General features: G+C 58.9%; 21 protein-coding genes. 7 read left to right on the top strand and 14 right to left on the bottom strand.

The genetic code is table 11. The annotated features are described in order from the left end of the window. Window positions 1–34: 34 nt before the first annotated feature. From VG146_17190 to VG146_17210, 5 genes are all read right to left on the bottom strand, one after another. Window positions 35–1,624, bottom strand: a complete 1,590-nt coding sequence (locus VG146_17190) for a DHA2 family efflux MFS transporter permease subunit (GenBank protein HEV2394090.1) — start codon at window positions 1,622–1,624, stop codon at window positions 35–37. Window positions 1,625–1,633: 9 nt separating this feature from the next. Next, window positions 1,634–2,860 (bottom strand): HlyD family secretion protein, encoded by a 1,227-nt coding sequence (locus VG146_17195; GenBank protein HEV2394091.1) that lies wholly within the window; start codon window positions 2,858–2,860, stop codon window positions 1,634–1,636. A gap of 126 nt (window positions 2,861–2,986) precedes the next feature. Beyond that, window positions 2,987–5,179, bottom strand: coding sequence for a hypothetical protein (locus tag VG146_17200; GenBank protein ID HEV2394092.1), 2,193 nt, complete (start codon window positions 5,177–5,179; stop codon window positions 2,987–2,989). A 182-nt stretch (window positions 5,180–5,361) separates the two neighbouring features. Then, complete coding sequence (locus tag VG146_17205) at window positions 5,362–8,535, bottom strand: efflux RND transporter permease subunit (GenBank protein ID HEV2394093.1); 3,174 nt, start codon at window positions 8,533–8,535, stop codon at window positions 5,362–5,364. A gap of 36 nt (window positions 8,536–8,571) precedes the next feature. Next, window positions 8,572–9,306: an RraA family protein gene (locus VG146_17210; GenBank protein ID HEV2394094.1), complete on the bottom strand. Its 735-nt coding sequence runs from the start codon at window positions 9,304–9,306 to the stop codon at window positions 8,572–8,574. A 330-nt stretch (window positions 9,307–9,636) separates the two neighbouring features. Here VG146_17210 and VG146_17215 point away from each other — a divergent pair, with 330 nt between their 5' ends. Together VG146_17215 and VG146_17220 are read left to right on the top strand one after the other, a co-directional pair. Then, window positions 9,637–9,864 carry a hypothetical protein gene (locus VG146_17215; protein HEV2394095.1) on the top strand — a complete coding sequence of 76 codons (228 nt, stop codon included), beginning with the start codon at window positions 9,637–9,639 and terminating at the stop codon, window positions 9,862–9,864. Between the two features lie 145 nt (window positions 9,865–10,009). Further along, window positions 10,010–10,714, top strand: coding sequence for a lysophospholipid acyltransferase family protein (locus VG146_17220; protein ID HEV2394096.1), 705 nt, complete (start codon window positions 10,010–10,012; stop codon window positions 10,712–10,714). A gap of 27 nt (window positions 10,715–10,741) precedes the next feature. Here the strand turns inward: VG146_17220 and VG146_17225 are convergent, their stop codons facing one another. Together VG146_17225 and VG146_17230 are read right to left on the bottom strand one after the other, a co-directional pair. Then, window positions 10,742–12,274, bottom strand: a complete 1,533-nt coding sequence (locus VG146_17225; GenBank protein ID HEV2394097.1) for a hypothetical protein — start codon at window positions 12,272–12,274, stop codon at window positions 10,742–10,744. Continuing rightward, window positions 12,271–13,746, bottom strand: a complete 1,476-nt coding sequence (locus VG146_17230; protein HEV2394098.1) for a trypsin-like peptidase domain-containing protein — start codon at window positions 13,744–13,746, stop codon at window positions 12,271–12,273. The genes VG146_17225 and VG146_17230 overlap by 4 nt, the downstream gene beginning before the upstream one ends. 381 nt (window positions 13,747–14,127) lie before the next feature. Here VG146_17230 and VG146_17235 point away from each other — a divergent pair, with 381 nt between their 5' ends. Both VG146_17235 and VG146_17240 read left to right on the top strand, forming a co-directional pair. Beyond that, window positions 14,128–15,009, top strand: coding sequence for a ThuA domain-containing protein (locus VG146_17235; protein HEV2394099.1), 882 nt, complete (start codon window positions 14,128–14,130; stop codon window positions 15,007–15,009). A gap of 458 nt (window positions 15,010–15,467) precedes the next feature. Further along, entirely contained in the window at window positions 15,468–15,683 is a 216-nt protein-coding gene (locus tag VG146_17240; protein ID HEV2394100.1) for a sigma factor, read from the top strand. 21 nt (window positions 15,684–15,704) lie between these two features. On the opposite strand, the gene VG146_17245 is transcribed toward VG146_17240, so the two are convergent. The 5 genes from VG146_17245 to VG146_17265 form a co-directional block, all read right to left on the bottom strand. Further along, a complete protein-coding gene (locus VG146_17245; GenBank protein ID HEV2394101.1) occupies window positions 15,705–16,943 on the bottom strand; it encodes a glycosyltransferase in 1,239 nt (412 codons plus the stop codon). A gap of 142 nt (window positions 16,944–17,085) precedes the next feature. Continuing rightward, on the bottom strand, window positions 17,086–18,264 hold the full coding sequence (locus tag VG146_17250; GenBank protein HEV2394102.1) for a glycosyltransferase family 4 protein: 1,179 nt from the start codon (window positions 18,262–18,264) through the stop codon (window positions 17,086–17,088). Next, window positions 18,257–19,444 (bottom strand): glycosyltransferase, encoded by a 1,188-nt coding sequence (locus VG146_17255; GenBank protein HEV2394103.1) that lies wholly within the window; start codon window positions 19,442–19,444, stop codon window positions 18,257–18,259. The genes VG146_17250 and VG146_17255 overlap by 8 nt, the downstream gene beginning before the upstream one ends. A gap of 11 nt (window positions 19,445–19,455) precedes the next feature. Further along, on the bottom strand, window positions 19,456–20,265 hold the full coding sequence (locus tag VG146_17260) for a glycosyltransferase family 2 protein (GenBank protein HEV2394104.1): 810 nt from the start codon (window positions 20,263–20,265) through the stop codon (window positions 19,456–19,458). Between the two features lie 293 nt (window positions 20,266–20,558). Continuing rightward, window positions 20,559–21,617, bottom strand: a complete 1,059-nt coding sequence (locus VG146_17265) for a glycosyltransferase family 4 protein (protein ID HEV2394105.1) — start codon at window positions 21,615–21,617, stop codon at window positions 20,559–20,561. A gap of 288 nt (window positions 21,618–21,905) precedes the next feature. Here VG146_17265 and VG146_17270 point away from each other — a divergent pair, with 288 nt between their 5' ends. From VG146_17270 to VG146_17280, 3 genes are all read left to right on the top strand, one after another. Then, window positions 21,906–22,457, top strand: coding sequence for a hypothetical protein (locus VG146_17270; GenBank protein HEV2394106.1), 552 nt, complete (start codon window positions 21,906–21,908; stop codon window positions 22,455–22,457). Window positions 22,458–22,545: 88 nt separating this feature from the next. Beyond that, the gene (locus VG146_17275) at window positions 22,546–22,854 is read left to right on the top strand and encodes a hypothetical protein (GenBank protein ID HEV2394107.1); all 309 of its coding nucleotides are present in this window, start codon (window positions 22,546–22,548) and stop codon (window positions 22,852–22,854) included. A gap of 221 nt (window positions 22,855–23,075) precedes the next feature. After that, the gene (locus VG146_17280) at window positions 23,076–23,213 is read left to right on the top strand and encodes a hypothetical protein (GenBank protein ID HEV2394108.1); all 138 of its coding nucleotides are present in this window, start codon (window positions 23,076–23,078) and stop codon (window positions 23,211–23,213) included. Window positions 23,214–23,216: 3 nt separating this feature from the next. Here the strand turns inward: VG146_17280 and VG146_17285 are convergent, their stop codons facing one another. Together VG146_17285 and VG146_17290 are read right to left on the bottom strand one after the other, a co-directional pair. Further along, entirely contained in the window at window positions 23,217–23,459 is a 243-nt protein-coding gene (locus VG146_17285) for a hypothetical protein (GenBank protein HEV2394109.1), read from the bottom strand. A gap of 8 nt (window positions 23,460–23,467) precedes the next feature. Next, window positions 23,468–24,523 carry a site-specific DNA-methyltransferase gene (locus tag VG146_17290; protein HEV2394110.1) on the bottom strand — a complete coding sequence of 352 codons (1,056 nt, stop codon included), beginning with the start codon at window positions 24,521–24,523 and terminating at the stop codon, window positions 23,468–23,470. Window positions 24,524–24,551: the final 28 nt, after the last annotated feature.

Raw genomic sequence — 24,551 nt, forward strand, 5'->3', positions numbered from 1 at the left:
CCAGTGGGGACCTTAATTGTCTCGATCGAATGGGTCAATGGCCGATGCCTGGGGCGGCTTTTCGCGAGACCCTCTTGAAGAGGAACACCATCGGGATACAGCAGAGAGAAAACACGCCGAACAGGCGGAAATTCTCGACAAAGGCCCAGAGGCTGGCCTGGCCCTGCAAGAGGTTATAAATAAGGCCCTGGGCTTGCGCGTGGGCCAGGACCGGCCCGCTTTGGGGCGTGAGGGCGCGGGTCAGCCCGGCGACGGTCTGGACATAGACAGTGTTGAAGGGGGTCAAGTGAGCGACCATATAGGCATGGTGGACTTGGGCGCGGCGGATGATCATGGTGCTGACCAGGGCGATGCCGAAACTGCCGCCCAGATTGCGCATGAGGTTATAAATACCGGTGGCGTTGCCCATTTGTTCCTGGCGCAAATGGCCGACTGCGGCGGTAGTCAAAGGGGTAAAGATGAAGCTGATAGCAACGCCGTTGAGCACGCTGGGCCAGATGACGTTCCACAAGCCGATTTGCAGATCGATATGCCCCAGCCAAAAGGAAGACAGCGCCAGCAAACCAAAGCCGAAGGCGATAAGCACGCGGTTGCGAACCCGCCCGACGAGCCGGCCAACAATGAAGGTCGTGATAAAAGCCCCGACGCCGCGCGGGCTGAGGGCCAGGCCGCTTTCCAGGGCCGGGTACCCCATGAGCGTCTGCAAAAAGATCGGCAGGGCCGCCGTGGTCCCATAAAGCACGGCGCCCAAGGTGGTAATGAGCAGGACCCCGGCGGCGAAGTTGCGATTCTTGAGGACGCACAGATCGACGATGGGATGGGCAATGGTGAGCTGGCGGACCACAAACCCCAGGAAGGCAAAAATCGAGACTACCGCGAACCAGCGAATCCAAACCGAGGCGAACCAATCCTCCTGCTGGCCCTTATCGAGGATGATCTGCAAGGTGCCCAGCCAAAGCGCCAGCAGACCGAAGCCGGCGAAGTCAATGCGCTCGATGCGGGCAAAGCGGATATAGGGCGGGTCTTCGACAAAGGCCTGGACCATCAAGATGGCCATTAACCCCACGGGCACGTTGATATTAAAAATCCAGCGCCAGGAATAGTTGTCAGTAATCCACCCGCCCAAGGTGGGGCCTAAAATGGGGGCGACGACCACGCCCATGCCGAAGGTGGCCATGGCGACGCCGCGTTTTTCTGGAGGGAAACTTTCGAGCAACACCGCCTGGGAGACCGGGATGAGCGCGCCGCCACCGGCGCCTTGAATGACGCGAGCGATGATGAGGAATTGCAGATTGGGCGCTATGCCGCAGAGGACTGAGGCCACGGTAAAGATAGCAATGCAAGTGGTCAGAAGGCGGCGCCGCCCGAGGAACATCCCGAGCCAGCCGGTGATAGGCAGCACGATGGCATTGGAAACCAGATAACTTGTCAAGACCCAGGTGGCCTCTTCGGGGGTCACCGAGAGGTTGCCGGCAATGTGCGGCAAGGCCACGTTGGCGACGGAGGTATCGAGAATCTCCATGAAAGTGGCTGCCATCACCGCAACGGCAATCACCCACGGATTATGGCTCGGACGCCACTGCCCGGATGCGCCGCCCGCCATGGTTGGTGTGCCCTCAGCCATGTCAGCTTTTCACCTCCTTCTTTGCGCCAACCACAACCAGAGCCCGCCAAGGAGCAGCCCGGCTAGAGCAGCGGCCGGCGCAAGGAGGTCCTGGGAAATTGTAAAACTGGAGACTTGCACCGACGGGACGACGGACATCCCTGGTCCGAGGGTGTGACCAGTACTGAGAGGTTCATCGAATAGAATCTTAACTGGCACCCGCTGCACTACCTTCACATAGTTGCCGACGGCGTTTTCGGGGGGCAGCAGGCTGAAGCGCGCTCCGCTGCCGGCCATGACGCTGCCCACGTGCCCGTTAAAGGCCTGGCCGGCCAATGAATCAATGGTGATGCGCACCGGTTGGTTGGCGCGGATGTGGACCAGTTGTGTCTCCTTGAAATTGGCCGTAACGAACAGGCGGTTGGGCACCAAAGCCATCAGACTTTGCCCCGCCTGGACGTAGTTGCCTTTCTCGACCGATTTTTTCGTCACACGCCCGTCCTCTGGGGCTTTGACTTGGGTGTAGGAGACATTGAGTTGGGCGGCCTGGACATCCCATTCGGCCTGGCGGGTTTGAGCCTGCGCCCGTTCGTAGCCCATGCGCCCGGCCTGGAATTGGGCCTGGGCCTGCGCCACCTTCGATTGATCGCTGGCCGCCTTCTCAAGAGCCGCTTTCAGATTGGCCTCCGCCGCCGCGGCGCTCGCTTTGGCTGTATCAAATTCCTGCGGAGAGATCGTGCGGTTTCCTATCAGCTCCTGCGCCCGCTTCAGGTCCGAGGCCGCCCGTTCGGCCAGGGCTTGCGAAGCCGCCGCTTCCGCCTGGCTCTGTTTGACGGTGGCCTCAGCCGTCGCGATTTGCGTCTGGAACAAATCGACGCTGGCTTTGATCAAATTGACGTTTGCCTTGGCGGAATCCAAAGCGGCGCGCTTTTGGTCAAGCTCGACCTGGAGGTCTCTCGGATCGATTTGCACCAGCAAATCCCCCTTCTTGACCGCTTCATTATCATCCACCTGCACGGCTTGGATGCGGCCAGCCACCTTTGGGGCTATGGTAACAATATTTGCGTCGAGAAAGGCATCGTCAGTCGTTTCGTGTGTAAAGGTTTCGACCAGGTAACAGAAGCCAAAGAAGAACAACAACGCCAGGACCGCCGTTCCGATCAAAATCACGGGCCAGCGCCTCCAAATGGGGCGCTTGGGTGGCCGGGATTGAACCCCCGGCGCGGTTGTCGGTTCGACCTTCTGCGTTTGTTCCATCGGTGTCCCTTAAGGCAAATCTGAGCGTTTCGACTCGGTGAATAATCGCGGCAGAAAAGGCGGCTGTCGAGTTGCCAATTCACAGAGAGAGACGGAGGGAGACCGGGCTTCGTGAACTCGGCCCTCTCAGTGCATCACGACATAAAGCGCATCGGTTGGGAACTTGAACCGTTTTTGATCGCCGGAACTTTCCAGCGGGATATCTTTGAGCGGCATTCCATTGGGGTCCAGGACGGTTGCTGTTGTAATATCAGGGTTGCGGATGATGACCGTTACGTCCGCCTGCACAATCATCCAGGGCGCATGGCCGAAGCTGACCACTTCTTCGCCGGGACGGCCATGGAGCTGGACGGGCTTGGTTTTCCAATCCAGTGGCCGTTCCGTTGTGCCAACCTGCACGAGGATTTTAGCGGACTCTGTCAATGCCTTATCATCCATCGCAACTGCCAGGACGGTGGCATAATCGTTGCCGGATTGAATATCGATGGCAGCGAGCTTGAAATCGCGTTGTGTGCTTAGAAAACCAGTTACCCCCTGCGCCTTGGGCGCATTCAAGGTGCAGAGCCCGTTGCCGTAATCCATTTGTAACTGGCCGGTGATAGATTCAATCCGCTTCTTGTCCTCCTGGATGAATGGGCGCAGGTCGGTTACATGGCTCTGAGATGGGTCGCCCCCGTATTTTACCAGGACAGGACCAACGAGGTAGGCCAAAGGATTCACGCCATCTTTAATATTCGATTCCTTCGAGCGCTCCCCTTTGTCGCGGTTAGGGTCATAGCCGGCGTCCTCGGCGATGATAGGCATTCGGCGGCGCCAGAGGTCGTCGAGCGCGCGTTGTTCGTACACCACCGGCTGGCCTTCGGCGATATAGCGGCGCCGGTACATCAATGCCGTCGCCGGCCACTGGCCCATCAGCATCGGTGTGGCGCACACCCATTTGCCTTCGGAAGGCATAAAACCATTGGCCGAGCCAGGCTGGCGCCAGTCCTCCTCGCCGGTTGCGAACCAGTAAAACGCGTCGATACCCGTCAAGGATTGATAGGCAGCCACCAGAAACGGCCCCTCGGATTGGTAACCTTGTGGCGGAACCCAGGAACTCTCGGTGACGAGCATCGGGAAGCCATCCACCTGCTTGAGAGTCAGCGGGAACTCGCGAGGATGAAGCAGGACGCTGTCATCGGTGAAGCGGTCTCCATTGATGATGGCCCACCCGCTATCTTTTCCTTCATGAAGCCCGCCATAGTAGCGGTTGACGGCCATCACATCGTTGGCGGTGTAGGACCACCGCTCCGCATCGAGCATGACGACATTATCAGCCGCGCGCCAGTTACCGGCGTTGACGAGTTGCTTGCATCTAAGTTGGTTTCGCAGGTACTCGCCAATCATCCGGTTGAAATCGCGCATGGTCTCGGTGAGAAACTGCATCTGGTCGGCACAGCGCTGTTGCTGGCCTGCGCTGCCGCCGTGCTGAGTCAACTGCCAAACAATGTAGAGCGCCGCCTCGCCCTGGGCGAAGTTGTCGGGCGCATCCTGGTCTGGAGACGGCGCCGCCCCGTTCCAGGCCTGAGCCGCCTTTTCGAGTGAGCCGTATTTGCGGACCAAAAAACCACCGAATTGGCGGCGCAGTTCCTTTTTTGCCGAGCCTTTAATGGCCTGGCTGGTCCAAAAGAGGAGCGAGTCTTCGTTTTGGATTTCGACGATGGCCAGGGCGGGGTCCTGGGCCAGCGGGATGTCCGTGTAGGGGTTCTTCTCTGTGAGCACCAGTTTTAGCCAATGCATGTAGGCCTCCTGGAGCTTGCGATCGAAGAATAGCAGGCCCCAATTGCCGGCGCCGCCTGTGTCGAGGATGCCCATCGAGGGTTTGACGCGCGCCGGCCCGGCCCAATAAGGCGAGTAAGTCACGTAGATGCCTTCTTTCTTCATGGCGGCCACTCCTTTCCAGAGATGGTCGCGGTCCGCCTGGTCAATTTCCATCAGGTCACTGCCGGTTGGGGTGATGTTGCAATGGAAGCGGACCATGTTGATACCGCGTTTGGCCAGAAACCGGGCGTGGCGGGCCGGGTCTTTGTCGAATGCGAAGTCGTTGACTGCCCAGAAGCGGGCCGGCGTCCCATCGCTGAAGGAAAAGTCATTACCGTCTTTGGAGCGGGTGAGGAAGCCGTGCTGGCCGGCGATCTGCTCATTGAGCGCGCGCAAATCGAGCAAGGCCTGGGGATTAAACTGGTCCCGTGCCGGTGTGAAAGCCCAGCGGCCTTGAGCTGTGACTTCCGATGTGGCGGAGTTGGAAACAGCGGATTGGCCCGGCGGCTCTCCGTTCACGGAACACTCAGCGAACGCAACGGCACAAACCCAAAAACACAATACAAGGTTCATTCTGACCCGAACGGCCAGTTTCAGACACATAGCATTCTGGTTTGATGCTGAGATAAAGCTGTCCGAAAGCAAGCGAAATGACAGCGAAATGGGGGCTGCGATGAGACCAGTGAGACCAGCAGTGGTCCTCAAGTCGTTGGGTGGCTTTCCTGGGCATCCGGGGCTGCGCCTTCGGGCAGGTTGGGTGTCTGTCGCCGATAAATGGAATAATACGCAGCGGGTACTATGAAAACCGTCAGCACCACTGAGGCCGCCAGGCCGCCAATGATGGCCCGTGCCAAAGGAGCATAGGCCTCGCTGCCCGTGCCCAGCTTGGCCGCCAGCGGCAGCAACCCTATGAGCGTCGCCAGCGACGTCATCAGGACGGGACGGAGGCGCACCCGGCACGCCAGCGAGACCGCTTCGCGCAAGGGCTTGCCCTCTCGCCGGAGACGCCGTGTAAACTCAACGATGAGGATGCTGTTAGACACGACGATGCCTACCATCATCACAACGCCCATCAATGACATCACGTTGACAGTGGTAGCGGTGAAAAAAAGCATCAGTAAAACGCCGGTCAACCCGGTTGGCACTGCCAGCAAGATCAGCAACGGGTCCAGGAACGACTCGAACTGTGCTGCCAGGATGAGATAGACCAACAAGGTGGCCAGAATCAGCCCGAGGCCGAAACTTTTAAACGAGGTGCGCATGGCTTGCACCGAACCTCGCACCGATACACGCACCCCTTCGGGCAAGGGGGTCTGGCGAATCACCTTCTGCGCCCCGTTAAAGACTCCCTGGAGGTCCTCGCCGTTCGGCGCCACGTAAACGTCCACGACGCGCCGCAACTGGTAATGATCCACTTCGGTCGGCGCCTGTGACCGCCAGATTTGGCTCAGATTCTCCAGCCGGGTCGTCTTGAGCAACCGCGCCGCCCGCAGCGGCAGTGCGCTGAGCGCCGCCAGATTCTTCACGTAATCCTCGGGGTACTGCACGGTGAGAAAGTAATCATTGCCGGTTTTGGGGTCCACCCAGTAGCTCGGGGCGATCATCGCATCGGAAGTCAGCGCCGTGATAACGCTGCTCACCGCCTCTTTTGCGCTCAAGCCCAATTGATCGGCGCGGACGCGATCGATATTTAAATTCAACGCCGGGTAATCCATGTCTTGTGGCACCAGCACGTCACTGACGCCCGGCAGACGACGGACCTTCTGCGCGATTTGGGTCGCGGTCGCGTGCGCGGCCGCCAGATCCAGGGCACTGACGGCGATATCCATGGGTGCGGGCATCCCCAGGTCAAGGATGGCGCCCACGAGGCCGCCGGTGCGGAAGTAGGCAGTTACTTGGGGCAGATCGCGTTTGACCCGCTGGCGCACGCGTTGCATGTACTCAAAGGAACTCTGATGAGAGTGAGGTTGGAGACCCACCTGAATAAACGCCGTGTGCGGGCCGGAGTTGGGGGTGTAGATGGAGGAGAAGCCCGGCATGACACCGATGTTAGCCACCACGATCTTGATGTCCTTAGCCGGAACGACTTGCCTGACGATGCCCTCGACCTTGCCGACGAGTTTATCGGTCAATTCCAGACGCAGGCCGGTAGGGGCCTTGATGTTAATGACGAACTGGCCCGGGTCGGTCTGCGGGAAGTATGCCTTCCCGATGAATGGATACACGGCCAGGCTTAATACGAACAAACCGGTGATCCCCAGTACCGTAGCCGCGGGCCGAATCAGCGCTAGGTTCAACACCGCCGCATATTGGTCGAGCATTTGCTGGAACTTGCGATTGAACCAGTCATTGAACCGCCGGCCCCAACCCTTGCGCTCGACCGGCCCGCCAGCGGACCCTTGCCCATGAGCTTTAAGCAATTTGGCACAGAACAGTGGCACGACCGTTAGCGCCACGAAATAAGAGGCGAACAGCGATAACACGACGCCCAGAGCCAGCGCCGTGAAGAGGAAGCGGCTGACGCCGTAGAGGAATGTCACCGGAAAAAATACCACCGCTGTCGCGAACGTCGCCGCCAGAACCGGCAGGGCCACTTCTTTACCACCTTGCTCTGCCGCGATGTGCGGGGGTTCCCCACTTTCGAGGTGGCGGAAAATGTTTTCCAGCACGACGACTGAATTGTCGATGAGCCGGGAAAAGGCCAGCGCCAGCCCGCCCAGCAGCATCACGTTGATGGTGCTACCGCCCAAGGACAAGCCAATGAATGCGGCCAGCGCCGAGAGCGGAATGCACAGAAACACCGCCGCCGTTGCGCGCAGGCTGCCGAGGAAAACGAGGATCAGCAGCCCCGTCAGAAGCAAGCCGATCAGCCCTTCATCGATGAGGTTGCGAATTGCCGAGCGGACAAAGAGCGACTGATCGAATACGACATCGGGCGCCAGTTCTTTTGGGACATCCACCAAGTTTCGCACCACTTTCTTGATGCCGTCCACTACTGCAATGGTGTTGTCCTCACCCCCTTGCTTGAGTACCGGCAGATAGACCGATGGCTGGCCGTCCACCCGGACGATACAGTTCTGAATCTGGGAGGCGTCCTCGGCTTGGCCGACGTCACCCACCAACACCGTGGCCTGGCCAACGCTTTTGAGCGGAATTCGGTTGATTTCCTGGATGGCGTTGATTTGGCTGTTGGCATAGACGTTGTAGTCGAAGGGGCCGATCTTCACGTCCCCCGCGGGCAGGATCAGATTGGCGTCGTTTACCCGCCGCACGACATCCATCACGCTTAGCCCATATGCCTCCAGCTTCAGGGGGTCCACATAAACCATAATCTGCCGATAGCGGCCGCCGAAAGGCTGGGGTACGGAGGCGCCCTGGACGTTTGCCATCTGATCACGCACCTCAAACTGCCCCAGATCGCGCAATTGCGTCTCATTGAGTCCCTTGCCTTTCAAGGTCACCAGGCAAACCGGGAGGCTCGAAGCATCGAACTTGAGCACCACCGGCGGCAGTGTCCCGGGCGGTAGCCGTCGCAGGTCTGCCATCGCCAGGTTCGCGATCGTTGTCACGGCAGCGTCCGGGTTGACTCTGGGCTGGAAAAAAATCTTGATCAGGCTCACTCCGCTGAGGGAGCGCGATTCAATGTGATCCAGGCCGGCGGCCAGCGTGAAAAAACGTTCAAATCGCCCGGTGATGTCGTTCTCGACCTGCTCCGGTGGCATGCCCGAAAAAAATGTTGCCACCACGACGACCGGGATTTTGATGGGCGGAAACAGGTCCACCGGCATACGGAGCAGGCTGGTCAGGCCGACGACGCATACGATGAGGCAGGCCACGATGATCACGTAAGGATGGCGAATGGAAAAGCGCGACATGGACTGGGCTGCTCCCTCTCACGGCAGCATGGCGGTTCAGCCTTTCGCGATGGCGGCCCGGAGTTTTTCGAGCGAAAACTCCGGCGAGCGACAGAGGGCGATGATGGCCCGTTCTTTAGCGTCGATTTCCGCCGCGATGGCCGGAATCTCAGCGGCGATGGTCAGGGGAACGGATTGGATACCATGGCAATCCCCGTGAAGCAAATCGCCGGAGTGGATCTTAAGTCCGCCGATTTCGACCGGCTGTCCGATCTCGACGATGTGAACATAAGAGTGCGACACCGCCAAGCCGCCGGCAAAGTAATGGAATCCGGCGCTCTCGGCCGCCGGCAGATCGCGCACCCCGCCGTTGGTGACCACGCCAACACATTGGAGCGCTCGCAGAATATTCATGTGCACGGCTCCTATTAGCGAGCCGAGCCCGGGACGAGTGGCTATATCTTGCACCACTGCCACCCGGGGCACGGGCAGGGACAAGACGTAATCCCACCAGTCGGTCCGTTCCGGGTACACCCCCCCCGCCGTCGGAGGCGCTGAACCGCGAATCCGCAGCGTGGCCGCATAGCCAACCATCGGCTCAAGGCGCGGACAGAGGCAATGCACGGTGTGGTCAACAAAGCCTTCATTGCGCAAGCGCCTCTGAAAAGTCTCAATCGCATTGGCCAGGGTGCCTGCGGGCAGGCGCCTTAAGGCTTCCAGCAGGTTTGCTTCCAGCGGTTCAATCTTGCGATCTTCTGCGAGGCCATCGGCAAATTTTCCCGGAGTCTGCATGGTTTATTGATATGGATTGGTTTACCTCTTGACGCAGTGCCGGTTTATTGTCGCCGCGATAGTGAAGGAGAATTGGTCTTGCGTCCCGCTCATGCTCAGGCGCATCGTACCATTGGTGATCGTCTGCGTCAACCCCTAATTCCCTCCTTCCCGTAATCGGTTAGTGACGGCGGGCGTGGCGGCCTAAAGGCGGCGTTCCGCGCGTCCGGAACGCCGGCTTCAGCCGGCAGCCCCGTAGTCACTGAGGCGTTACTCCTTCCCAAACCCTCGCCTTAGCGCCCTTGCGAAAGCGCGCAGGATGAGCGAAAGTAGCCTAACAAAGGAAAACCTATGGAAGAACCAAATCGGGTGAATGCACAGGCGGGTGAAATGAAAGCTAAACTCCAAAACGTTATCGAAAAGGCCAACGGGGTTTGCGAGCGTCTGCGAGACCAGACGGCTGCCGCCGCCAAGACCACCGACAAAACCATCCGCGACTATCCGTATCAGGCTATGGGAATCGCGTTGTGCGTGGGTGTGCTCGTCGGCGTGCTGGCGATGCGGAGCAGGCGCGACTGAGAGCGGGCCAATCAAAGAGACCAAAAATACGAAAAGTCCTTGAACCCATCAGGGATTAGATGGTATCTGAAAATGATGCGGCGAATCGGCGCCCGGTGGCGCATTTGGCGGAAGGAATGCACTCGTGTTGGTTACAAGAATATTCATGCGTTTGAGAATCTGGACATCCTACGTTGCGGTGGTTTGCGCTGGCTTCGTCTCCTTTTTGTTTTTCCGCTTCCCCTTCAATTTTACCCGCGTGCGGGGACGGAATAATATTCCCCCGCGTGGGGAACGGGTGCTTTTCGTCTCGAATCACACCACTATGTACGATTCGTTTCTCATCGCCGTAGCCGCCTATTTTCCGCAAAATATTTTTTACCCGTCCCTCCCCTTTGTGAATTTCGCCGCCCGGGAGAATTTCTTCCGCACCCGGTTTTCCAAGACCCTCTTTACTCTCCTACGAACTGTCCCGGTTGAACGGCGCGATCATCCTTGGCTGATGCGCAAATACGTCGATTTTCTGCAACGCAACAATCTGCTCATCTTCTATCAAGGCACGCGCAGTGATGATCTTTCGGTCATCAAGAATGGTCCCGCCTATGCCATCGCGCACACTCAGTCTGCGATCACCGTCATCCCGGTGTACCATCAGGGCATCGAACGGATTTTCAGCAAAGGCGGACCAAAAACCCGGGGACTGTGGCGCTGGCTGCCCCGCAGCATCTTCCGCCGCCCGATTGTCGTTTTCGGCCAGCCGATTGATTTCTCTGAATGCTTTCGGCTCACCGAAACCCGCGAGCGCATCACTGCCATCAACCAGCGTATCGTCGCCAGCATCGTCTCTCTGCAAGCGCTTGCCACCGCTTGACTTCAACAATTGAAGGCGGGGACCCGGTTAACGGGGAATGGCGGCTTCCAATTGGAACGGTTCGTTGATGCCGTAGCGGTTGAGGACTCGATCGGTTGCCTGGCGCTCGGTTTCTCCAGCCGCCAAAATCATCCGCCGCAGAGAATCGCTCTGCATGAATTCGATGATATGATAGCCGTTCTGCGGTTTGTCCAGGGCCTGGCGCAGGTCGGAAAGACGGCTGATGCGCTGGCCATTGACCCTGTCGAGCACAAGCCATTTCTGCTCCTGGTAACCAATGTTGTACGGGTCGGGCAATACTTGTGACAACAGCACCAGCGCGGGGCGCTCTTTTGAAGGCGGCTGGTTCCGGTAATACGAAAGCCGGAATGGGGCGCGGTGTTTCCAATCCGCTCCCCAACTCTGCAGGTACGATTCGGTCAACGGCTGGAACACCAGCCCGCCCACGATGAGATATTTGGGGTCCTGATCGTAATTGGCGGCAGGCACCAGCGCCGTTGAGTAGTCGAACTTCGGCAGACGATAACTCACTTCCATAGATTTGCCGTCGCGCCAGATTTGCATTTTGATGTCGTCGCCGGCCCACTTATGGCGCGTAGCAAGGTTCTCAATCATCAGATGGCCATATTGCGGGTCCTCGTAGTCTCCTGAGGTATCCAGGTCAAAGCCGTCGATGCGCAGGATGATGTCTTGAGGTTTGAGGACATTGGGGAGGCCGTCGTCGCGCTTGGCCACCTGGATGACAATCACTCCGCGCCGTTCGCCGGGCAGCTTCAGCCGGTCCAGGGATGCGGGGTTCTCGGCCGGTTGCCAGTAGAAATGGAAATAGCCCAAGCCGTGATATTGCCCCTTCTTTCGCGCATCGAGGATGGATTGGATAAATGAAGACGGCACAGCGGTGCAGGTGCGGCCATCCTGCGCAGTCAGAAGTCCGACGATATGTGAGTTGGCAATAAGGGGCTCGCCCCAACCAGCGCCTTGGATGTCCGAATCAGCCTCGATGAAGACATGGTTCACAGCGCTCAGTTGCCCTTCCTTCACAGTGAACTGCGTGAACTCCGCCCGGCGATTCTCCAGGTTACCGGTCCGCCAGCGCAGAATCTGCAGGTTATCCTCGGGCGAGACAGGTCCCAGTGCGACGGGCTTGAGGTCGCGCCAAAAATCCCCTTCCGCGACGGATATCAACGCCAGGTTGGCGTAATAATCTATCCAGGTCACTTCCCCAATCCACCAGCGGCCTCGTCCGCCCTTTTGCAGACGGATGAGCGTGCGGTCGAATGCCCCGTCGGCCGTGGTAAGGATTTGCCGGTCTGCGATGACGATGCCGGGTTTCTGAACTCGTGCCGTTCGGGTGGTCCAAGGCTGGTAGTAGTCGTATTGCTTGCGAGCGACATCGATGGTGACAATGGAATGTTCCCACGGCGAAAGCCCGCCTCGCTTCGCTTGTTGCGCGCAGAGCGACCCGGGCACAAGAAAGGCCACCAGTAGAAGGACTGCCCAGAAGGACCGGCGGATGCGGGAGGCGCTAAGCGAAAAACACACTCGATTGCAAAAGCTCATAAGCGTCGATCTCTCCCGATGCCGTAGGTCTGAAGTATCCTTGGATTGGCCTTGGCCACATCGGCCCGTTCCAGGCATTCAAAGCTCTCATGGGGTAGAAATTCAATAATGTCGGTTGTGTTGGTGTTGGTCTCGAAAGCGCGCACGACGTCTTCGAGCTTATCAATGCGCACGCCATTGATGCGGTCCACCAGCACCCGCCCACGAACCGTCACGTTGGCATTGACGGCATCAGCCAGGACCGAGGCCAAAACGATTGGCTCAGGCCGGGCCTTGCCGGGCGTTTCAAAGCGGCGATAGAACAGCTCGTAATAGCCTTCGCCAAAAGCTCCCTCGGTCGGGCCGCGCCCCAGCGTTCGCAGGTAATCCAGGCTCAATGGAGTAAAGACCAGGCCGCCATAAACAAAGTAGCGCGGGAGAGTGTCGTATTCGTAACCGGCAGCCCGGTCTTTATTATAGACAAAGAGCGGCAATGAAACCTCCTTGGCCGCGCCATCGCGCCACAGTTCCACAGGCACACTCTGGCCATTCTGGGCGAACTGAAAGGCCAGCGCAGCCGAAACCCGGTTTCCCTGATAGAGAATCGTGCCGTCACTCGCAATGGGGAACTGCCCAACCCGCAGCAGCACGTCATCATCCTGGATGACCTGCTCCGTGCTGGGGATTTGTAAAATGCCATCGATGCGCGCGCCCTGGTTGTTATCAGGCAACTTGAGAAATGCGCGGTAGGTGGGATTCTGAAGCGCCGTGACGCGCAGGCCCGCCTGAGGGAACCCGTCGTACTGTTTGTCCTCAATGTCCTTTAGAAAGTGCTCAATCACGGGAGGAGGAATGAAAAAACCGGCATTCTGCAAACCGGGCATGCCCTGAAAGGCGACGCCGACGACTTTATCGTCCTGGACGACCGGGCCGCCGCTGTTGCCCGGATTGATGGCGGCGTCGGTCTCGGCGCTGAGCAACCGGCGGTTGCCAATGTGCGCGTAAGTCTCGAGATCAATCCTCGAAACCACTCCGCGCGTATAAGAGATTTCATCGCCCCCTGCTGGATAACCATAAGTGACCACCGTCGAGCGGACCTTTGGCAAATCCCCGAGCTCGAGAGGCTGGAGGTTCTCGAAAAAACGGTCATCAGCCACGGTAAGCACCGCCAGATCGCAATCATGCCCGACGTATTCGACCTCGGCCACATAGGGGCGCGGGTCCTGGTAACGGCGCACGATAATCTGCCGGCCCCAGCTCACGACGTGCGCGTTTGTCATGATGCGTTTGCCCTTGATCACAAAACCGGACCCGCCCAGAGCCCGCACTGGGTCGAAGCGCCAGGGCGCATCCCAAACCGGTTGTTGCTCGAAGGTGAGGATTTGGATGACTGACCGCTCCGGGTCCGCCGCGCGCGAGACGGCCAGCCCAGCCGCGAGCAGCACGAGGACTAAACTCTTTTTGAGCACCGTGAGAAAATGGGGTGTTTCCAAGCAGCAGGTCAAGAATTTCCGCTATTTGGGGTGGATTTTGAGCGCCAAGGTTGACATTGTCCCAAAGACCGGACGAGGCAATTGTGGTCGAGGGCCTTTTTTGAGCATCCGAGCAAGCCGGCGGGAATCCTCAACAGAAGCCGCCATAACCCGCAACTGACTTGCGGGGCGCTCTTTCCCAGAGCCGAGAATCAAATTGCTGTTCAAAAGACAACCGGGTTGTTACAACCCGAATTGCGGCTCTGAACCGCCAGGCAGCTCAAGCGGTACCGCATTGCCTGGCGGACGAGCTAAGACTGACTATGCGAAGGATTATCGTCCGCCACATTGGATTTCAGTTACGATCGAGACAATCTTCCGGAAACCGTGTACAACTACGCCATGAAAAAGACATTGGCTCTCGCTTTCTTATTTCTCTTCGCTCTCGCTACCATCCGCAGTTCGGCCGCTGACGCCAAAAAGATCGTTTTTATCGCCGGCAAACCCAGCCATGGCCCGGGCGAACACGAACATCGGGCCGGATGCCTTTTGCTGGCCGGTTGCCTGAGGGATTTTCCTGGCGTGGTCTGCGAGGTTTACAGCAATGGCTGGCCGGCAGACCCGGCCCAGGCCTTCGCCGATGCCGCCACCGTCGTCATCTACAGCGACGGTGAAGGAGGCCATCCGCTGCTGCAGCAAAACCACATCCAAACCATGAGCGATTTGGTCAGCAAAGGCGTCGGCCTGGCTTGCCTGCATTATGCTGTCGAGCCCACGCGGGAACGCGGCGAGAAAGAATTCCTCGATTGGCTGGGCGGCTGTTTCGAAGTCCATCACTCGGTCAATCCTGTCTGGACAGCGGATTTCCAAACCCTGCCCGATCACCCCGTTACACGTGGCGTGGAGCCGTTTCGCCTCCAGGACGAGTGGTATTTTCACATGCGGTTCCGCGACGGGATGCAGGGCGTGACGCCAATCCTCACCGCGATTCCACCCGAGAGCACCATGAGCCGGGCCGACGGCCCGCATGAAGGCAACCCTGATGTGCGCGCTGCTGTCCGGCGCCATGAACCCCAGACCGTCGCCTGGGCCTTCCAACGAACCGGCGGCGGGCGCGGCTTCGGCTTCACCGGCGGCCATTATCATAAAAACTGGGGCAACGATAATGTCCGCAAGCTGGTCCTTAACGCAATTATTTGGACCGCCCACCTGGAAGTGCCGCCCAGCGGTGTGCAGAGCCAGGTCACCCCGGCCGACCTGGCGCGCAACCTCGACGCCAAGTGACCCCTCGCCGGAGGGTCGAGTTCCCCCCGAGTCCCCATCTGAAAGAGTTGAACCACGCCCCAGCCAACGCCTTTCAAGCTAAGCTGAACGCAAACTCATGAATCTGGCATGTGGTTCATGTTCCGCTTGTCCCGAATCATCGCGTCGGTGTCATCGGCCTTCCGAAGCGACGCGGTATCGGCGAGCGTGGTTTTTACGCGCGCTCCAAAGTCGTTTGGATGGCTATCTTTTTGTTCGGTTTCGGTATCCAGCGGCGCTTTATTAGTATGGTGAGCGCGACATGACGGAAACCGGAAAATTATTGGTCGAATATGCCAGAAATGGCTCGGAGGGTAATGCCTCAGTGACTACGGGGCTGCCGGCTGAAGCCGGCGTTCCGGACGCGCGGAACGCCGCCTTTAGGCGGCAGCGCCCGCCGTCACTAACCGATTACCTCGGAGGCGGCGTTCGGGGAATTGGTGAGCCGTTACATCGACTTCGTTTATTCGACTGCGCTGAGGCGCGCTTTTGGAGACAGCCATTTGGCCGAGGACATCACGCAAACGGTTTTTGCGGATTTAGCTCACAAGGCCGGAAGACTTTCAACCGAAGTGATGCTTGGCGGCTGGCTGCACCAGCGCGCGTGTCATGCTCAACGCGCTGGAGCGGAAATCGCCGTACGTTTTGGCCACTAATTTGTCACGTTCCTCACCAATCTATTTGCTGAGCGTTTCGGATGCAGGTTGGGTTACTTCCTGAGCCTCCCGGCTGCCGGGTAATTGGCGATAGATGAACTCGGCTGCGCGCCGGCCTTGTTTCTCCCAGGCGTAGTTTTCGATCAAGCGTTTCTGCAAACAAGCTCCACGGCGGCGCAGTTCCGCTCGGGGGATACCTGCCACTTTGTCGAGCGCCGCCCGCATATTCGCGTCAAAATCCGCCGGGTCAAAGTAAAAGGCCTCCTCGCCTAAGACCTGATCGACTCCCGAAATGGGTGAGGTGAGAATCGCGCGCCCGCTCAAGGCATATTCGAAAACCTTTGAAGGGAAATTGTTTTCGTTGCCAGGCCAAATGGGGCGCGGATTAACCAGCACGTCCCAGGTCTGGCTCAAGCGCAGGCAGGCATCGGGAGTGCGCGGTTCGTGGAATTGGAGTCGCTCGTTGTGCCGGCAGAGCGCGGCGACTCGGGCTTTAGGCATTCCAAACCCGCAGATGTGCAGCCTCTCTGTGCCTTCACGCGCCAGAAACACCCGCAGCAAATCTTGCGCGCCTGCGTGGGCGCCCAACGAGCCGATGTAACCAAACTGTATCGGTCCGTTGCCCGGGTGCTCAGTGGACGGCTGCAATGCGCGGCCTGAATTGCATCCGTTAGGCAGCCAAAGCCAGGGCAACCGGCGGTCCGCAAAGAACTTTTCGGTTGAAGCGCTCACGCCGATGCAAGCGTCCACCAGCGAGACCATTTCCGAGTCAGGCCAGGTCAAGGGCTTGAGCGCATGACGAACTCGCCGGGTCCAGGGGAATGCCTGCTGCAGGTTCATGCTGTCAGCGAGGTAAAGCACCAGGCAGGGGGCGCAGGGTTGGCGTTTGAGCCAGCGAATGAACCCATTATAGACGGGGGAAAAGTTGTACATCAGGATGGCATCGGGAATCCAGCCGGACCTGGTCCAGCGCTGGTATTGGCGCTTGAGCCGCGCCAACGAGCGCCAGCGGTGAAGCAATTCCGGCGGCTTATCCAGCAGGTTCAACGCGTGCGGTAAGCCCGGCGAGGTGTTGTCCGGGGTAATCTTTTCGACCTCAATCCACGAGATGCCGGCCGATTTGATTTCGAACCATGGCCGCAGGGCATTGACCAGGTTGGTTTCCATCAGGTGCCCGGCCGGTTGGGCATCCGGAAATAGGCCGGAGATGCCTGGCGGAAAGGCGAAGCCAAAGTAAAGTAGTTTTGCCGGTGCTGTCATTCCTTCAATTCGACGGACCTTGGACTTGTAGCACGCTCCACAAGATTGTCACTGCGTAAGTTCCGCGTTCAGGACTGCAGGCGGGGCTAATGACAGAGTCCAAGCAACGAGCCGCCATTCCTGAAGGTTTGGAACGGACCTGTCAGCCGTCCTGGAGCCGGCGATAAAGCGCCAGGGTCTTCTGGGATGCGACTTGAACTGAGAAATGCATGTGGATTCTTTCGTGAAGCTCCTGCTGGCGCTGAGCAGTCAAGCGCGTCTCTCGTGCCCATTTTAAAAGCGCCTCGGAAAGCTGCTCGATTGAGCCGGGTAGGATTAATTCGCCCAAGGCGCCGGCGGCAAAGGCTTCCGGAATGCCATCGAGCCGAGAGGCAATCACCGGTTTGCCGCAAGCGTAAGCTTCCAGGACAACGCCGGGAAAGGCCTCGGTGCCGATTTGAGGGTGAACCAGGCAATCAATGGCATTCATCGCCCGGGGCATGTCCCGGCAGTAGGGAGTCAGGATGGCTTTTTCTTTCAAACCCAACCGGACAATATCGTCTTTGAGCGCGGCTTCCATGCTGCCTCGGCCAATGATCAAAAACCGGGCGTCAGCAATTTTTTCATGCACGCGCGCGGCGGCCTGCAAGAACTCGCGCTGGCCCTTGCCGCGCGGAAGGTCGTATCCGCCGACTACGCCAAAGGCGAAGTGTTCTGGAGCAAGCCCCCAGGCCTGGCGTTGTTCCTGGGCATCCAAGGGGCGGAATTGATTTGTATCAATACCGCCATGAATGACAAGGATTTTGGAATGATCCCCCAGCAAAGGTGGCCGCGCGCGTCGTTCAGGCTCGGGTGACGCCGGCTCATAGGCCCCCTGGCTCAAAACGTCCGCGACAAATTGCGAAACGGCTATGATGGCGTCGCATTGGCCTAAAAGAAAACGCCGCGTGAACCACGAACTCGGGCTCTTTGCCAGGTGACGCGTCTGGACTACCTTCGGGTGAGAACCGGAAAGGCGCGCCGCGAAGATGACTGGCCAAAAGTCGCGTCCATGATGCCCATGCAAAATCCGGACGTTTTCGCGGCGAACAACTTTTGCCGCCGCTAAAATCAGGCGCAACCGAAAGGGGCCAGTTGGCGGGAGGCTGTGAAAAGGCACCGCCAGGTCGCGCACGCGCCCGGAGAGTTCGTGCTGGTCTGGACCGGCGACCCAGACCCGCTGGCCTAATTGACGCAGCCCCTCGGTGAGCTTGAGACATTGATCATCGGTGCCGCCGCCGTTCAACAGTGAATTGAACTGCAGGACCGTAATGGGTTTCTCAATGACAGCAGTGTCAGGCATTCGGAAAAAAAGGCGAGGGCAGCCCGATGCACTGCAGGAGCGCCGCGCGATAGGCCTGGCGTGAATAGTGCCGCGCGTACTGCTGCGCCGCAGCGCGCCATGCAGCGGCCTGAGCGGCGTTGGCTTCCATGGCCTGCTCCAATTTCAGGCGCAACCGCTGGACCTCGCCGCTGGGAAAGACCAGGCCAAGTCCGCGCTCGCGCGTCAGCCGACCCAGCAGTTGTTCATCGGAGACAACCACCATTTTGCCTGCCGCCATCGCCCGGGAGAGCACGCCGCTGGTGCCGAAGTGGTTGATATAAGGCAGCAGAACCGAATCGCAAGCCGCGAAACAGAGCTTTTCTTCCGCAGCCGAGACGTAGCGGTTGATGAGCCGGGCGCGTCCCTTTTGGGCAAGCTGTTGGAGACCCTCGGCGGTTGTTCCTTGCGGGTTCAACTGGCCGGCGCAGAGCAGGAACGCCGGACTATTGGAGTCGAGCTGCAGCATGGCCTCGACAGCCAGATGAAGCCCTTTGCGCCGATGGCCCAAACCGAAAAAGAGGAAAATCCATTTCTCGGCAGGCAAGCCCAGTTGCCGCCTGGCCTCGGCGGTATTTCCTTCGTAACCTTCAGGGCAAGGATCGGGCAGGAAAAAGAGCGGCGCGCCGGGAAATCTCTTTTGTAAGTCGGCCGCGAGGAATTCATCCACGAAAAGCAGTTGGCGTATCCAGCCCTGTCTGAGCATGCGGCTGAATCCGGTCCATTTGAGCCAGCGGTTTGGCGACCACCGGGGCGCAATCATAAATCGCGGGCGATGGTAGATGCCTCCAATCTGCCCGCGCAATTGGGCTGGTGGATAAAACCCAAGAGCGGCCCGCCGCCACCAACCCGAGGCCACTTCATCAAAGGCCGGCAGGAAAACGCGGCCTGCGCCGCTCTCATGCAGGCACTGGATTATGGAAGCAGTTGTGCTGCCGGCCCGCTTGGCTCCAGCCAGATTGCCTGCCGAGAGCAATTGCGCTTGCCCAAGCAGGCCGGAAAGATGGTCTTCCACTTGGGGGTGCGCTTTGGGGCGCAAATCCACCGCCAATGAGAGCTGCCAGTTGGCCGAAAGCAAATCCTCGGTTAGAAACCGCAACCAGCCCAGGTGATGCCCCTCGGTTCGAGGTTCATAGAGCAACAGATGCTCGCGGGCAGCCATGAGCAGTGCGGTTAACGAGGCGGGACGACAGGAACGCCGGTGGGTTCGGCTGCCTGCCCCTTTGCGAGTTGGGCTTCGCGCGCTTTGGCGTAACGGAGAAAGGTGTAAAAGGATGTCATCCAGGCAATGGTATAACCCTGCCAGCCATCCAGAAGCCCCAATTTAAAGAAATATGCCCTCGCAAAACGCCATGCAGGACGAGTGAGGAGGTCGGTGAACGTGACGCGGCGGCCTGTCTGCTGGCAGTGGCGGACAAAATCATCGGCGTAACTCATGGTCTTAATCACCTGCCGATCGAGGGTATCGGCAGTGAAATGGAACAAATCGTGGCGCAGTTTGTAAACCGACCCTTCGACTTGAAGGGCCGCGTGAGGATCAACACCCGCCCAGCGCCCGCGCGTGCGCTGCCACAAGCGCACACAGCGGTCTGGGTACCAATCGCCATGTCGAATCCAGCGCCCCAGGTAGCGCGTGAGCCGCGGGAAGCTATAGGCAGCGTGCCGTTCGGGTTTTCCGGCAAAGAAATCGATTATCTCGTCGCGGAGTTCGGGGCAGACCGCTTCGTCGGCGTCCAGGCCAAGCACCCAGGGCTGGGTGGCCTTGGCCAGGGCGGAGTTCTTTTGAGCGACAAACCCGCGCCAAGGCTCGGGAAAGACCTTGGCCCCGCGCTCGACAGCGAGTTGCGCGGTCCCATCGCCGGCGTCCTGGTTGAGAACCACAATGCATTCGCTAGTCCAGGGCATCACACTGTCGAGGGCTTGACCGATGCGCTGGACTTCGGCGCCGGAGATCATGCAAACCGAGATGGGCAGCTTTGGCATCGTTGGAAGGGCGGGCCTCAGAGCCAGACCGGCCCATTAGGGCTTGGCGGACTTCTACAACAACTCGCGCCCCGTTAGCAACTCAGAATAAAGGGAGGACAACGTTGGGAGTCGAGATTCCCTCATCTCGACCGGCATCGACTGGGAGGACCATGGGATGGACTGCACACAGAGGGACCCCTCTCTCCGGCCACTCCCCGGCCCATTCCCCTTCGGAAGGGGAGAGGGAGAAGCATCGGCAGATTAAAGATGTAGTTCGTGCCAGGGACTCCTCAGGAGCTCCGCGGGAATGGTCAGGTTGCAAGGACATCCGAAAGCGCTCGGGCGTGCTCGACGCCCGAGGGATTATACACCAGCGCCTCGGCGGGCCGGCTGAGGCGATGACGGTTTTGGCGGGCCATCGCAATGGCACGGCTGGCTGCCTGGCGGATTGTCTCCAGGTCTCTTGCGGAAAATGTAAAGACTGCCTCAGGCTTTATCGCCGCCAGGCAGCCAATGTTCTCCTCGAACACCAGCCGCGTCCCGCACAACACCGATTCCGGACCCACCAGCCCGAAGGGTTCATAAGAGGACCCCAGGATAGTGAAATCAGCGGCTCGGTACGCTTCGGTCATGTCCTGAACATAACCGAGGTACTGAATCCAGGGGCGGTTGAGTCCGCCCGGTGGTTTACCGGCTACGGCCAGGATAAGGTTGTCAGACAATGACGATAAGGCGCGGTAAATCCGGTCAAGGCCCTTGCGCCGATGGCCCATGGATGGGAAAAGGAACACCACCTTGCCGTCAGGGAACCCCAGTTTTCGGCGGCCCTCAGCCCGGGCCAAATCGTCCGCCGGCGGGGTGAAAGCCGAGTCCACGGGTGGAAACAACGTGACGATTTTCCCGGCAGGCACTGCATACAGGCGGGTCAGTTCGCCCGTGCAGAGGTTCGAATGCGAAATGACCGCGCGGGCGTAGCGGTAACCCTCCTGCTCCATCCAAATCTGCAGCCAGTCAAATGGGCCGGCCAGTTTTCGCGCCCGGCTCAGATAGCCGCGGTGCGTTCCGCCGCAAATCACCAGGTCATTGACTCGCACGCGGGTCAGGGCGATTTGCCAGCCATCGGCTTGGCGGCGCGCCTGTTCGACCTGCCGAAAGAACCTGAAGTCCTGCAGTTTCCTGGGAAAGCGTCTGACCTTGGCCAGGCGTAATTCGATACCCAACGATTCGGCCATTGCCGGGTCAGCCCGATGCGCATGAAAAACCACCGCATGCCCAAGGTTTTTGAAGCTCTCCGCCAATCCCAGCGCGTAACGTTCCATCCCCCCTCCCCGCCGGAAGGTGTGGTGAAAGAGGTGAATGGTTTTTTTCAAGGCATTCCGGAGACCAATCGGATGTGCGTTGCTTCAGGTCCCGTTCGCGCGCAGTGGTAGCCCAGAAGGCCCGCGCCGTCCACAATCTTTTCGGATGCGTGATTTCCACGCAAATTCCCACAAAAACTGCCTTGAGGCTTTTACAATATTTAGCGCCTAGGAAAAAACTAGTTGACGCTTTTAAAACATTGGCGCCTAATCGCGCCCAGGAAAAGTTAGTGCCGAGTGTTTGCTTAAGGGAATCTGCCGGCTAGGGGGTGAAGCCTTCTGCACTACAGAACGGAACGCATGAAAACTATTCTTCTCACCGGACTTATTTTAGGCGCCCTTTCCATGCCCGTCTTCTCGCAAAGCGTTGGTGCCCCGGGCAGCACGAATGCTTTTGGGCAAACACCCGTGTTTGCTCTCACGGCAACGAAGGGAGCGCCACCCGGTTCGGATATCACGCAAGGACAAAACGCGAATACGAATGCGAATGCAATTACCACCGAGCACTGCCGTTCGTCTGATCTGGTAAGAGCAATCCAGCCGGACGTGGACGGGGCCCAAGCTGGATTTGCGCTCCACAAAGTTCACTTCGCCAGCGATGCCGCCGATCCTCAGCCGATTAAAATCGTTACGCCCAGTGGCGAAACCCTGATTTGCCGGCCTGCCTTTTTGTCGCTCAATTCCGGCTCTTTTGTCTTGGAAGGGACTTTGAACAACACTGAGGGCGTAATCTTCCGCAGTGCAGCACCCGGACCCGGCGGAGTGGGTGGCGGTTTGCCGGAAGTGTTTGTTCCGAATCCCGCAACGCAAATCAACATCAACAGAGTTTCGGGAGTCAACCCGCCGTTTTGAGATGGAAGCGAAGCCTGATTTCTTTTTGTCGGCTGCTGGAGAGAACGAGGGGCTTGCAAGCCCTCGTGCGTGTTGGAAAAAAGCACGTTTGAAAGACCCGGTGCGAGATGACCACATGCTGGTTGAGATCGAGCCGTCGCTCATCGGGCAGAACTATGGGTTGGGAAGTCAAGACATCACGAATTTGATACTCTCGGCCCGGCACGAAGGCTTCTCGCTTTTTCCAGTCCAGGAATGGCCTTGCCACGTCTATGTTGCCCGCATCCTGGACGATACCATTACCCGGACACTGGCGTTTACACGGAGCCAGGTTGAAGTCATCGCGTGGGGAATGATTTTCCGCACTCTCCACGAAGCGAACACCCACGCCAAAAAGTTCCAGCCATGTCGTTCTTGAAACCATCGCGTAAAAAATCCGAGGAAGTCCGTGTCCCGGAAATCCGGTTTTTGGGCGAGCAAGACGGCCCTCCCGAACGACTTTTGAAGGACAGGCTTGCTGACTTTTTTCGCCGCGACAGAAGTGTCAGCAGGGCGTATTTGGCACGGGTTGATTTTGGCGAAGGAAAAGAAGCCAGTGTGGTGTTGGCGTTGTGAACGCAGTTTGGCCCCGACAAAGACATGGTCGAGAAAGTGGGCACAATCTTCGCGGACGTTTTTAACGCCAAGGAACACCTGGACATCATGTTCCTGACAGACAGCCAGGAAGCGCAATTAGCGAGGGCGTGCAAACCATTCTTTGATGAATCAGCGGCCTGACTTTCACGTTGAGCCTTTGGCAATGGGCGTGATGGTGATGGAGGCGACGAAGGGCATGTGGCGGTCAACCTCGGCGTAGCGTTTGGCGAGGGCACGAACGGCGGCCAGGTCGTTTTCCTGGAGCTTGTCGGCCAGGAATCCGAGCCGCCAGCCCAACAGCACCACATCGGCGGTGGAGAAGGCGAGCGCGAGTTTTTGCGGCGGCTCGTTCTTGTCGTCGCCCGCGTCCGGGTTGGGTTCCAGCAAGTATTCGATTAACTGCTGGGGCCGCTCTCGTGGAAAAGGCCTACGGCTTCAAGCAAGCGAGCATGGGCTCTGGCGAGATACTTCCCCTCGATATCCACGCCAATGCTGTTGCGTCCGGTATTCAAGGCCGCAAGGGACGTCGTGCCGGCGCCCACAAACGGGTCCAGCACGGTGTCGCCGGCAAAGGAAAACATTTTGATCAAGCGCTGGGCCAGGGCAAGTGGGTAAGGGGCGGGGTGGCCGTTGCGGGTGGATTCGCCGCGGATATCACTCCAGGACGAGCGCATCCAGTTCTGCATTTCCTCCCTGTTCAACATCGAGAGCGCGCGCTGGACCGGTGAAGGGGAGCGGTATTCGCCGCCTTTGCGCAGAAAGAGGATGTACTCAACATCGTTCTTAATGATTGCGCCCGGTTGGTAGGGTTTGCCGTAGAAGCCGGCCCCATTTCCCTGAGCTTCGGTGGCGCCGTTGGCGATCTTTTGCCAGAGAATCGGGGTAAGACAATCCAGGCCGAACCTGCGAGCGCACACCTGAATATCGGCGTGCAGGGGCATAACGTGATGGCGTCCATTCTGCTTGCGCGGGAGGCAGACATCCCCTACCACGCAGCAAATGCGCCCGCCGGGCGCTAGCACCCTGGCGCACTCTTGCCAGACCTTGTCCAGTTGATCGAGGAAGCTCTCGTAATCAACAATGGCGCCCATTTGAGCCTCATTGCTCTCGTACTCTTTCAGCGTCCAGTACGGCGGGGAAGTCACGACGAGGTGGACGCTGCCGGTGGGAATCCATTCCAACCGGCGCGCGTCGCCCAACTGCAGGCGGTGCGTCGTCACGTCGAAGGGAGCGGGCCAGGGGGAATTGCGCAGAATAGCGTTGGCGCGGAGCATTTTTTCGACCGCGCCGGGTTCGTTATCTGCCTCGGGCAGCCCTTCGAGGATATGTTTGATGGAATCGAGGGTCTCGCGCAGCGCCGCCGGAGCTTCATTGTTCGGTGGATAGGCCTTTTTTTCGCGAGTGCCACGGCGGCGGCTGTTCTGAACCGGGTTGCCTGCTGAACTGCGCATGGGCTGAGTATTGCGTCATGAACCGAAC

The sequence above is a fragment of the Verrucomicrobiia bacterium genome (genome assembly GCA_035946615.1).
Lineage (GTDB): Bacteria > Verrucomicrobiota > Verrucomicrobiia > Limisphaerales > UBA8199 > DASYZB01.